This is a genomic window from Bradyrhizobium sp. KZN70725, from assembly GCF_055264925.1.
On the sequence record NZ_JBUYWT010000054.1, the window covers coordinates 43563 to 54224 of the forward strand.

Annotated in this window: 11 protein-coding genes; 4 read left to right on the top strand and 7 right to left on the bottom strand. The window is 65.8% G+C overall.

Translation table 11 applies throughout. From position 1 onward, the window contains the following. Window positions 1–112 precede the first annotated feature (112 nt). From ACZBJS_RS33950 to ACZBJS_RS33965, 4 genes are all read right to left on the bottom strand, one after another. On the bottom strand, window positions 113–955 hold the full coding sequence (locus ACZBJS_RS33950) for a shikimate dehydrogenase (RefSeq protein ID WP_316399016.1): 843 nt from the start codon (window positions 953–955) through the stop codon (window positions 113–115). A gap of 31 nt (window positions 956–986) precedes the next feature. Next, a complete protein-coding gene (locus ACZBJS_RS33955) occupies window positions 987–1628 on the bottom strand; it encodes a YoaK family protein (RefSeq protein WP_057015948.1) in 642 nt (213 codons plus the stop codon). A gap of 139 nt (window positions 1629–1767) precedes the next feature. Next, on the bottom strand, window positions 1768–3816 hold the full coding sequence (locus ACZBJS_RS33960; protein ID WP_229190704.1) for an elongation factor G: 2049 nt from the start codon (window positions 3814–3816) through the stop codon (window positions 1768–1770). Between the two features lie 159 nt (window positions 3817–3975). Then, on the bottom strand, window positions 3976–4890 hold the full coding sequence (locus ACZBJS_RS33965; protein WP_316399017.1) for a LysR substrate-binding domain-containing protein: 915 nt from the start codon (window positions 4888–4890) through the stop codon (window positions 3976–3978). Between the two features lie 124 nt (window positions 4891–5014). Here ACZBJS_RS33965 and ACZBJS_RS33970 point away from each other — a divergent pair, with 124 nt between their 5' ends. Continuing rightward, window positions 5015–5947, top strand: a complete 933-nt coding sequence (locus ACZBJS_RS33970; RefSeq protein ID WP_316399018.1) for an alpha/beta fold hydrolase — start codon at window positions 5015–5017, stop codon at window positions 5945–5947. On the opposite strand, the gene ACZBJS_RS33975 is transcribed toward ACZBJS_RS33970, so the two are convergent. From ACZBJS_RS33975 to ACZBJS_RS33985, 3 genes are all read right to left on the bottom strand, one after another. After that, complete coding sequence (locus ACZBJS_RS33975; protein WP_316399019.1) at window positions 5944–6426, bottom strand: DUF992 domain-containing protein; 483 nt, start codon at window positions 6424–6426, stop codon at window positions 5944–5946. The genes ACZBJS_RS33970 and ACZBJS_RS33975 overlap by 4 nt on opposite strands. Before the next feature lie 321 nt (window positions 6427–6747). Next, complete coding sequence (locus ACZBJS_RS33980) at window positions 6748–7272, bottom strand: DUF992 domain-containing protein (RefSeq protein WP_028336065.1); 525 nt, start codon at window positions 7270–7272, stop codon at window positions 6748–6750. A gap of 247 nt (window positions 7273–7519) precedes the next feature. Then, a complete protein-coding gene (locus ACZBJS_RS33985) occupies window positions 7520–8722 on the bottom strand; it encodes a pyridoxal phosphate-dependent aminotransferase (RefSeq protein ID WP_028340563.1) in 1203 nt (400 codons plus the stop codon). Between the two features lie 607 nt (window positions 8723–9329). On the opposite strand from ACZBJS_RS33985, the gene ACZBJS_RS33990 reads away from it, so the two are divergent. The 3 genes from ACZBJS_RS33990 to ACZBJS_RS34000 all read left to right on the top strand — a co-directional run bounded on the left by ACZBJS_RS33990 (window position 9330) and on the right by ACZBJS_RS34000 (window position 10557). After that, the gene (locus ACZBJS_RS33990; RefSeq protein WP_057015955.1) at window positions 9330–9983 is read left to right on the top strand and encodes a glutathione S-transferase family protein; all 654 of its coding nucleotides are present in this window, start codon (window positions 9330–9332) and stop codon (window positions 9981–9983) included. Between the two features lie 180 nt (window positions 9984–10163). Beyond that, window positions 10164–10340 carry a hypothetical protein gene (locus tag ACZBJS_RS33995; RefSeq protein ID WP_168859259.1) on the top strand — a complete coding sequence of 59 codons (177 nt, stop codon included), beginning with the start codon at window positions 10164–10166 and terminating at the stop codon, window positions 10338–10340. Between the two features lie 61 nt (window positions 10341–10401). Next, window positions 10402–10557: a hypothetical protein gene (locus ACZBJS_RS34000; RefSeq protein WP_168859260.1), complete on the top strand. Its 156-nt coding sequence runs from the start codon at window positions 10402–10404 to the stop codon at window positions 10555–10557. Window positions 10558–10662 lie beyond the last annotated feature (105 nt).

Genomic DNA, 10662 nt, shown 5'->3' on the forward strand with positions numbered 1-10662 from the left:
GCGCGATGAACGGCCGAATGAGATGGGAGCGGCTGGCAGGCATGACTGATCTCCGGGAGGGAACGCGGGGGGACTAACACCAGACCCCGTTCCGGAGATGCTATTCCAGGCCTCAAGTCTTTGTGAGATCGGCCTCAACAAGCGTGCGCAGTTCCGGCGTGACCTGCGGACGCCGCCCGAACCACAATTCGAAACCGCGCACCGCCTGGTGCAGCAGCATGCCCAGTCCATCAGCGGTCTTCAGACCACGCGCCTCTGCCGCCGCAAGCAGCGGCGTCACCAGCGGCACATAGACGAGATCGGAAACGACCGCGTGTTGCGGCAGCAGGCCGACATCGATCTCGAGCGCGGGCTGACCATGCATGCCGAGCGAGGTGGTATTCACCAGCAGGCCGGCGCGCGGCAGCAGCTCATCAACCTTGTCCCAGGTCGCAGGATGAACCCGCGCGCCGAATTGCCCGGCCAGCGCGCGGGCACGATCGATGCTGCGGTTGACCAGATGCACGCGCGCGATGCCGCGCTCGATCAGGCCGAACACCACCGCACGTGCCGCGCCACCGGCGCCGAGCACCAGCGCGTCCTCCGTCTTGTCCCAGCCGGGCGCGCAGGCGTCGAGATTGTTGATGAAGCCTTCGACATCGGTGTTGGTCGAGCGCAGCTCGCCATCGGCGAACCACAGCGTGTTGGCGGCGCCGACGGCGCGGGCGCGCGCATCCGGTGCCGACAGCGCCAGCGCGCGCTCCTTGTGCGGAATGGTGACGTTGGCGCCGACGAAGCCGCGCAGCGACAGGCGGAACAGGAAATCCTTGAAGTCCTCCGGCGGCACCGCCTCGATCACATAGCCGCCCTCGATGCCGAGCGTGCGCAGCCAGTAATGATGGATCAACGGCGAGCGGGAATGCGCGGCGGGCCAGCCGATCAGGCATGCGGCGCGGGTTTTGCTTGAGGACGTCATGATCGTGACATCGGCCAAGGCGGGCGCGCTGTCAATGCGTCCGCTTCGCGGTTGCGGCAACCAGCGCGCTGAGGGCGAACGCGGCGGCTGCGGCGAACCAGATCGCGGCGAGGTTGATCCAGCCATAGGCCAGCCCGCCGGCGAGCGCGCCCGCGACCAGCGCCGCCCACAGCAGCAGGTTCGGGAGCCAGGCCCAGCCCGCACCGCCTGTGAGCGCGGCGGCGATCAGCTGACCGGCCTTCACCAGCGCCCCGGTGACATAGGTGAGGCCGAGCCCGGCCCCGCCTTCGAGCTGGAATACGGCGTTCTCGAGCCCCATCGCCAGCACGATGGCGGCGACCGCGGCGTTCGACAGGCCATAGGCATAGGCCACCGCCGCCGCCGTGAGCAGCCACGCCTCGATGAGCAGGAGCAGGGGCTGGCGATGCACCAGCGCGCTGAGCACGATCAGGCTGCCGGCTGCGGCGCCGGCGACGAACAGCACGATCAGCTCCAGCGCTTCCAGCGCGTGCTGCCAATGCCCCTCGGCCAGCGTCACGCCAAGCCGCGTCGAGTTACCGCTCATGAAGGAGACGAACAGCCCGCCGAGATGCAGATAGCCGATGCCGTCGACATAGCCGGCCATTGCGCTGAGCGCGCAGGCCAGCGCCAGGTTACGGCGGGATTCAAGCATGCTGGCGGAAACTGCCTCATAGGAAGGGAATCACGGGCGCTATCTTGGCCCGTCATTCCGGGGCGATGCGACGGCATCGAACCCGGAATCTCGAGATTCCGGGTCTGGTCCTTCGGACCATCCCGGAATGACAATTCGATCACGCCGCGTCGCGATGCGCGGCGATGATCTGGTCGGCGGCGCGGCCTGTCACTTCGGCCATGCGGTCGAACTGGCGGGTGAAGGTGCCGGCGCCGGCGGTGGCGGAGCGCAGTTCGACAATCAAGTCGCCGATCTCCGATTCCGGCATCGTGGCGCGGACGCAATCCCAGCCGATCCAGCCGTCGCGGGTGTCGAAGCCGAGGATCTGGCCGCGGCGCGCCGACAGGATCGCGTTGATCTTGGCGGTGGCGTCGGTCGGACAGACGATCTCGACCATATGGATCGGCTCCAGCAGCACCGGCTGGCACTGCGGCAACCCTTCGCTGACCCCGATCCGCGCCGCGGTACGGAACGCGAGATCGGACGAGTCGACGCTGTGATAGGAGCCGTCGGTCAGCGTGACGTCGACGTCGATCACGGGGAAGCCGAGCGGGCCGCGCGCCAGCGCGTCGACAACGCCCTCTTCCACCGCGCCGATATAGTTGCGCGGCACCGCGCCCCCGACCACTTTCTCGTGGAATTCGAAGCCTGACCCGCGCGGCTTCGGCTTGATGTCGAGCACGACGTCGCCGAACTGGCCATGACCGCCGGACTGCTTCTTGTGCCGGCCGCGCTGGGTGATCGGCCTGCGGATGGTCTCCTGATAGCCGATCGCCGGCGGATGCGATTTGACGTTGACGCCGTAGCGGTCCTTCAGCCGCTCCTGCGCCACGCGCAGATGCATCTCGCCCTGCCCCCACAGCACGGTGTCGTGGGTGCGCGGGTTCTGGATCATTGTCAGCGAGGGATCTTCCTCGTTCAGCCGCAGCAGCGCCTGGCCGAGCTTGACATCGTCCTTGCGGTCGGTCGCGGCAATCGAGATCGACAGCACGGCCGCGGCCGGCTCGACCTTGACCAGCGAGGCCGGCGCCGTCTTGCCGCTCGAGACCGTATCGCCGGTCTTGATCGCATCGAGCTTGCCGAGCGCGACGGTGTCGCCGGCCTCGGCCTGCGGCCGCTTGCTGTCATGCCCGCCCGAGACCGCGAGGATGCCTGAGACGCGTCCGCTCTCGCCGCTTGAGGATTGCAGCGTCGCGCCGTCGTCGAGCCGGCCCGCAAGCACGCGCGCCAGCGACAGCTTGCCGCCGTGCTGCAAGTGCACGGTCTTGAACACGTAGGCCAGCGCATCCTTCTGATCCTTGATGCCGAGCCGATCGGCGGTCTCGGCGACGCCGGGCGCCTCATGGCGCAGCGCCTTCATCAGGCGCAGCACGCCGTTCTCGCGGCTCGCAGCGCCGAGCAGCACCGGACAGATCTGCCCTTCGCGCAGTTCGCGGGCGAGATCGTCGAACACGGCATCGCGCGGCGGCTGGATATCCTCCAGCAACTGCTCCATCAGCGCGTCGTCGTGGTCGGCAAGCTTCTCCAGCATCGAGAAGCGGGCTTCCTTCTCGCGATCGAGATTGCCGCCCTCGAGCGCCATCACCTCCGACGGCTTGTGCTCGCGATAGACGAAGGCGCGCTCCAGCGCGAGATCGACAAAGCCTTCGATCAGATCGCCGTTCCAGATCGGGATCTGGCGCAGCACCAGCGGCACGCGCGAGGCCGGCTGCAGCGTCGCAAGCGTCTCGCGGACGCGCTTGTTGGCGCGGTCGATCTTGTTCAGGAACAGGAAACGGGGAATTCCGAGCTCCTCGAGCTCGCGCAGGATGATCTGCAGCTGCGGCAGCTTTTTCTCGTCGGCTTCGCAGACCACGACCGCGGCATCGACCGCCGGCAACGCTGCACGCATATCGTGCGCGAATTCGATCGAGCCGGGACAATCGATAAAGGTGTAGCTGTCCCCCATAAAGGTGGTGGTGGCGGCGGTCAGGCCTACGCCCATCTTGTGCTGACGCGCCTCGGGGCTGGCATCGCCGACGGAGGTTCCGGCATCGACGCTGCCGGCAGTTTTAATGGCGCCAGTGCGCGCCAGGATCGCTTCCAGAAGTGTGGTTTTACCGCTTTGGAAAGGGCCCACCAATGCGATGCACCGTGGACCTCGGGGACTTCTGACGTCTTGTCCCATTGCCGCCTCCTCGTTTTGGAGCTCGGCCCATGATTGGGTCGGCGACCGTTTATGCTCTGCCTGCGTTTGACATTTGGCAAGCGGGAAAACGTCGCTGCGGTGCGGCGTCGCGGAGGTTTGCAATTCCGAGCCATCGTCCGGACAATTGCATCCGCTGCGTCAGTTCCTTCGCGCAAGTCCCGGAGAAATCTCGCGCCAGCGTGTCGCAAGGTCGAGCAGACGCTGCACGGCGGGCGAGACATCTTCTTCACGCCACGCAATCGTGAGCGGCGCCGTCACCGCCGGCGCGGCCAAGCGGACATACGCCACGCCGCGACCGGTCTGCGCGCGTGCCGCGGCCTCCGGGACGAGCGATACACCGACGCCGGCGGCGATCAGGCCAATCGCGGTTTGCAGATGCAGCACCTCCTGCGCGAGTCGCGGCGTGAATCCGGCGGCCTGGCACGCGGCGACGATCAGGCCGGTGACCGATGGCGCCGGCCGCTCCGGATAGAGCACGAAGGCATCATCGGACAATTCGGCAAGCGCAATGTCGTCCCTCTCGGCAAGCGGATGCGCGCGCGGCAACGCCGCGACATAGGGCTCCTCCAGGATCAGGCGCTGGGCAAGACCCGCCTCCGGCAATAGCGCCGGGCGTGCGAAGCCGACATCGATCCGGCGTCGCCGCAGCGCTTCGGCAATCTCGGCCGCCAGCATCTCGTCAAGCACGAGCTCGACGTCGGGACAGGCGTCGCGATAGCTGCCTATGATATCGGGCAGACCGGCGAACATCGCGGAGCCGACGAATCCGATCGCGAGCTTGCCGGCCTGGCCGCGCCCGACGCGCCGCGTGTCCACAACCGCGGCCTCGAAATTTGCGAGCAGGGAGCGGGCGCGCGCAAGCAGCAGCTCGCCCGCCTCGGTGAGCCTGACAGGACGGCTATTCCGCTGCAGCAACGTCACGCCGAGTTCGTCCTCGAGCTGACGGATCTGCTGGCTCAGCGGCGGTTGTGCGATGTGCAGCCGCTCGGCCGCGCGGGTGAAGTTCAATTCCTCGCCGAGCGCCACGAAATATCTGAGATGTCGCAATTCCATGCCGTCGGTATAGCACGGCGGCGGGTGCCGTCAGTCATACGCAATAGCTCTGCAACCGTATCGAACGAGTATTGGACCGGACGCGCGAACGCGGACAGCCTGCGACAAAGCAAAGGGAGTCCCCATGACGGCGCTGGAAAAAGCCTTCGCAGAAGCAGCCGCGGCAGGCATTACGCAACAGAAGATCGATATCGGCGATTTGCGCGTCAATGTCGCGCGCTTCGGCAAAGGGCCGCCGCTGCTCCTGCTTCACGGCTGGCCGGAGTTCTGGCTGGTGTGGCGCCCGCTGATGCTGCGCCTCGGCGACAGTTTTGAACTGATCGCGCCCGACTTGCGCGGCTGCGGCGACACCGGCAAGCCGACAACGGGGCCCGATGCGTCCGCCACCGCGGAGCGCCACGCGCTGGATATGTTTGCCGTCATGGACGCGCTCGACTATCAGCACTTCGGCGTCATCGGCGGCGATCTCGGCGCCTATGTCATGCAGGCGATGTCGCATCGTCAGCCGCAGCGGCTGACCGGCACGCTCTATCTCTGCACGCCCTATCCGGGCCTCGGGCATCGCTACGGCCAGCCCGGTCACCTGATCGAGGTCTGGTATCAATACTTCCAGCAGCTGCCATGGGCCGCGCAATTGGTCGGAAGCTCGCGCGAGTCATGCCGGCTCTACTTCCGACATTTCCTCGACCATTGGTCGGGCGACGATCCCGCGGTGTTCGGAGGCCTGCTGGAAGCCTATGTCGACAACTTCATGAAGCCGGGCAACATCCAGGGCGGCTTCGACTGGTATCTCTCGTCCGCGCCCAATCGCCGGCTCTGGCTGGAAGGCAAGCTGCCGGCGCAGCCGCGCATCGACGTGCCGTCGCGCTTTCTCTGGGGCCGCCGCGATCCGTTGATCGCGCCCGAATGGTCGGACAGGTTGAAAGACTATTGGAGCGAACCTTCGATCAGGTTCGTCGAGACCGGGCACTATGTTCACGCCGAGGCGCCCGGGATCGTTGCCGAAGAGGCCCGCGGCTTCTTCGGCAAGCTGATCAACCGCACGGGCGCGCGTTAGCGGCCCGGACGGAGCTCGAGGCTTTCGAGGCCGGCGGCGATGTTGATGCCGACCTGGCCCTGCACGCTGAGCGGCTGCAGGGCGATCGTGTTGTCGGAGCCGCCGACCAGCACGTTGCCGCCGACGCCGACACCGAGCGTCGCGCTGCCCTGCGCGCCGGCATAGTTGCCGGAGAGCGCACCCGGCCCGAGCCGCTCCACCGGCGCATAGACGCCCCAGGCCAGCGCCGATTCCTGGGTGATGCCGAGATCGATGCCGACCTTCTGGATGGTCGCGATGTAGCGATCCTCAGGCAGACCATTGGCGCGCAGCACGCAACCGAGATGGGTCACGGAACCGACGATGAAGCCGACGCTCGCGCCGCCGCGGCATTCAAGGACGCCGACCTGCACGCGCTGGATCGGCTGTTGGGCGCTGGCGCTCACGATTGCGGTCAGCGTGGCAATGGCAGCTCCGGCGAGGAAAGTGAAGCGACGCATGTTGGGGAGTCTCCGGCTGAGAGGCATGACGCGAGCAGAGAACAGAACGGCGCCGTGTCTGCGGCGCCGTTCGCATCCTATGCCACAACATCGAACGTCCAGCCAGAATTTGTGGTGCCCGGCCACCGATTGTCAGGAGATGTTGCGGCGCGGCTATGTTCCTCGGGGTCCGCCGATTGATCGAGCAACGGATAGCAAACAACAGACAACAAAAAAGAGGCCCGCTTTCGCGGGCCTCTTTGATCGAACACCGACCAGCCTAGAGCGTTTTCGAGCGAAGTGGATACCGGTTCGCGTGAAGAAAACGCGTCAAAACAAAATCTAGTGGTGGTGATGATGATGACGGTGGTGGCGATGATGGCGGCGCGGACCGCCGTAGGCGACCGGCTCGAGATCGATCCCGGCGATGCCGGCCGCAACGTTGAGGCCGGTCTGGCCCTGCACGCTGACCGGCTGCAGCGCATAGGCATTGTTCGGGCCGCCGAACAGGAAGTTACCGCCGGCGCCGAGGCCGACCGAGGCGTTGACGCCGACGCCGCCGTAGCTGCCGGCCAGCGCACCGCGCGGGAGCTGGGTGGTCGGCGCGCTCACGGCCCAGGCGAGCTGGGTCGTCGCGGTGACGCCGAGGTCGACGCCGATCCGCTTCACGGTCGCAACATAGGGCTCGGGCCGACGGCCGCCGCTCTGGAACACGCATTCGAGGCGCGCGACAGAGCCGACAACGAAGCCGACATTCTCGCCGCCCTGGCATTGCAGGACCCCGGCTTGAACCTGAGGCGCCGCGTTGGCGGTGGCGAACGGCGCCAGCAACGCAAGCGCTGCAAGGGTGAGGGTCGAAAGTCGCATTATCTGTCTCCGCAAGGTGAACTGAACTGAATTCGCGCGGCGGACAGGAAGGAAGGCTCGTGTCCAAAACAAGGCAGTGCGCAAAGCGGCCGTAAAAACTTCCCGCGTGTGGCATCGATGTTCGCACACACGCGCGTGAGGTGAGCAGGATGTGATTTGACTCGTCGAATTTACCGGCGCGATTTCAGCGCACAAACAAAAACGCTCCCGCACCAGGTGCGGGAGCGTTTCTTGATTTCGGATCGACCTACCGCAGATTACCGCAGAAGCGCTGAATACGCTTGCAGGCATCCTCGAGATCGGAAGTCTTGGTGGCGTAGGAGATGCGGAACGCGGGTCCGAGCCCGAATGCCGATCCCTGCACCACGGCGACGCCTTCGCTCTCGAGCAATTCGGTAACGAACGCCTCGTCGTTGTCGATCAGCTTGCCCGACGGCGCCTTCTTGCCGATCGTGCCGGCGCAGGACGGATAGACGTAGAACGCGCCTTCCGGCCGCGGGCACTCGATGCCGCTCGCCTGGTTGAGCATCGACACCACGAGGTCGCGACGTTCCTTGAACACCTTGTTGTTCGCGGCGATGAAGTCCTGCGGACCGTTGAGCGCCTCGACCGACGCCCACTGCGCGATCGATGACGGGTTCGAGGTCGACTGCGACTGGATCGTCGCCATCGCCTTGATCAGCTGCGCCGGGCCGCCGGCATAGCCGATGCGCCAGCCGGTCATGCAGTAGGCCTTCGACACGCCGTTCACGGTCAGCGTGCGATCGTACAGGCTCGGCTCGACCTGCGCCGCCGTGGTGAAGACGAAGTCGTCATAGACGAGGTGCTCGTACATGTCGTCGGTCATCACCCAGACATGCGGATGCTTGACCAGCACGTCGGTGATCGCCTTGAGCTCGCTCTTCGTATAGGCCGAGCCGGTCGGGTTCGACGGCGAGCACAGGATCACCCACTTGGTCTTCGGCGTGATCGCCTTCTCGAGATCTTCCGGACGCAGCTTGAAGCCGGTCGAGGCCGGGCACACCACCGGCACCGACTCGCCGCCGGCGAGCGCCACCATCTCGGGATAGCTGACCCAGTACGGCGCCGGGATGATCACCTCATCGCCCGGATTGATGGTCGCCATCAGCGCGTTGTAGAGCACCTGCTTGCCGCCGGTGCCGACGATGACCTGGTTCGGCTTGTAGGTCAGGCCGTTCTCGCGTGCGAACTTGTTGATGATGGCTTCCTTGAGCTCCGGAATGCCGCCGACGTCGGTGTACTTGGTCTTGCCGGCCTCGATCGCGTGGATCGCTGCCAGCTTGATGTTGGCGGGCGTATCGAAGTCAGGCTCGCCGGCGCCGAGGCCGATGACGTTGCGGCCCGCGGCTTTCAGCGCGCGTGCTTTGTCCGTGACCGCGATCGTCGCGGACGGCTTCACACGGTCGAGCGCAGCGGACAGGAAGGCCATTATCATCTCCTGGCAAACGTCGTGAGCCGTAGGGCCACGACTTGATTTGAATGGGATCGCGGCACCCTAGGCCTGTCGCCGCTGCACCGCAAGAAGCTTGGCGGTAAAGCACGAAAACTTTCGCGCATGGCTCGCGGCGCGCGCAATTTTCCGCAAGTTCCGGCACCGGATGACTCATATCCGGCAAGCCCGCTCCGGTCTTGCCGGCGGGCCCTTCGGCGGCATGCACCAGCGCGGATTGCTCCGAGGACAATGCCGCGCGGCAACCTGCCTGACGGCGCTAGCGGCGGGTCGTCAACGCAGACCGGCGCGTCGTGCCGCCAAGGATGGCGCGTTAAGGTTTGTGAATTTCAGCGCGCCGGCCATGGTCGCGACCTTGGCGATCGACCGGCACCGTGCAGAGCGTCGCGCAGGCGTGATCCGAGTTGTTCTGCCGTGTGGATGGAATCGTTCTGCACGTGTGCAGTGCAGTAGACGTTTCGACTTTTTCCACACTGCAGGGCTTGCGACGCACCCCCGTCAGCATCATTGTTTAGCGGCGTTGCGGTGTGACAGGCCGCGCAATTTTTAAGCGTACCGTCTCCCTGACCGAGTGAACCACGACGCAATGTACAAGCTCTATTCGATGCAGCGCTCCGGCAACAGCTACAAGGTCCGGCTGGCGCTTGCCGTGCTGAACACGCCGTACGAGGCGATCGAGATCGACATCCTGCGCGGCGAGAGCCGCACGCCGGAATTCCTGGCCAAGAATCCGAGCGGCCAGGTGCCGCTGCTCGAGGTCGCCGAGGGCCGCCATCTCGCCGAGTCCAATGCCATCCTCTGGTATGTCGCGATCGGCACGCCGCTGGCGCCGGAGTCGCGGATCGAGCGCGCCGAGGCGCTGCAGTGGATGTTCTTCGAGCAGCACGCGCTGGAGCCGAACATCGGCGCCGCCTATTTCTGGCTGTCGCTGGTCAAGGGCGGACGCGACCTGCAGACGCACGCGCTGGAGGACTGGATGGAGCGCGGCTATGCGGCGCTGCAGGTGATGGAAAATCACCTCAAGGAACACGCCTATTTCGCCGCCGGACAGCTCACCGTCGCCGACATCGCCCTTTACGGCTACACCCACGTCGCCGACCGCTGCGACTTCGACCTGGCGACCTTTCCGTCGATCCGCGCCTGGCTCAAGCGGGTCGAGCAGACCCCCGGATTTGTCTCGATGGACTGGCAGCCTGGTACCGAGGCCGAGCCTGAGCCTCGCCTCGCGGCCGGCGTCTGAACGGCCGGGTGTGAATCCAGGGAATAACGGGGAAACTGCCCAAATAACGGGCAAAACTCGCGCCACCGCCGTATTTTAGCCATTTTTGGACGGCGCCGCCGCCGCAATGTTGCCGGTGACAACCGGCAGATTCGCGCGGATGTCGCGAGTGATTCGCTCGCGGCCTGAGGGATTTAGACCATGAAACGGTGGTCCGGCACGGCAGGCTTCGATGGCCGCCCTGCCCCGGTGGCATCATCCCGGCTGACGAACGCGATCGCCGCGTCGCTCGCGCTCGGCGCGCTGACGTTGTGCCTGGTCGTCGCCGTGACGGTGCTGTCGAGCAACATCACCATGGCAACGGCGATCCCGGCGTAATCAAGCAATTTCCGGTTGGCACCTGATCCGCGGCAAGGCGCGGGAGAGACAGCGGCGCGACATGATGAAGACCCCCGTCGGACTGGTGACCGTGACGCTGTCGGCGGCGATCCTGCTGGCGGCATCGCTCCTGATCGTGACCGGCACGCAAGGCGAAGACCGCGCACGCCCCGCGCATGTCACGACGCCGACCGCCAAGCCGGCCCCGCACCACTAATCTTACTGTGTCATAAGTGGATCGGCGGGTCGCGCCCTTTGATGAGCCGGATGCAGCAAGGACACCTTTGCATGCGGCCGAGGAGCGCGACGCTCAAGCGGCGTC

Coding starts and splice junctions, on each gene's coding strand:
- ACZBJS_RS33950 (WP_316399016.1), bottom strand. CDS start 955: ATGACGTCCTCAAGCAAAACCCGCGCCGCATGCCTGATCGGCTGGCCC.
- ACZBJS_RS33955 (WP_057015948.1), bottom strand. CDS start 1,628: ATGCTTGAATCCCGCCGTAACCTGGCGCTGGCCTGCGCGCTCAGCGCA.
- ACZBJS_RS33960 (WP_229190704.1), bottom strand. CDS start 3,816: ATGGGACAAGACGTCAGAAGTCCCCGAGGTCCACGGTGCATCGCATTG.
- ACZBJS_RS33965 (WP_316399017.1), bottom strand. CDS start 4,890: ATGGAATTGCGACATCTCAGATATTTCGTGGCGCTCGGCGAGGAATTG.
- ACZBJS_RS33970 (WP_316399018.1), top strand. CDS start 5,015: ATGACGGCGCTGGAAAAAGCCTTCGCAGAAGCAGCCGCGGCAGGCATT.
- ACZBJS_RS33975 (WP_316399019.1), bottom strand. CDS start 6,426: ATGCGTCGCTTCACTTTCCTCGCCGGAGCTGCCATTGCCACGCTGACC.
- ACZBJS_RS33980 (WP_028336065.1), bottom strand. CDS start 7,272: ATGCGACTTTCGACCCTCACCCTTGCAGCGCTTGCGTTGCTGGCGCCG.
- ACZBJS_RS33985 (WP_028340563.1), bottom strand. CDS start 8,722: ATGGCCTTCCTGTCCGCTGCGCTCGACCGTGTGAAGCCGTCCGCGACG.
- ACZBJS_RS33990 (WP_057015955.1), top strand. CDS start 9,330: ATGTACAAGCTCTATTCGATGCAGCGCTCCGGCAACAGCTACAAGGTC.
- ACZBJS_RS33995 (WP_168859259.1), top strand. CDS start 10,164: ATGAAACGGTGGTCCGGCACGGCAGGCTTCGATGGCCGCCCTGCCCCG.
- ACZBJS_RS34000 (WP_168859260.1), top strand. CDS start 10,402: ATGATGAAGACCCCCGTCGGACTGGTGACCGTGACGCTGTCGGCGGCG.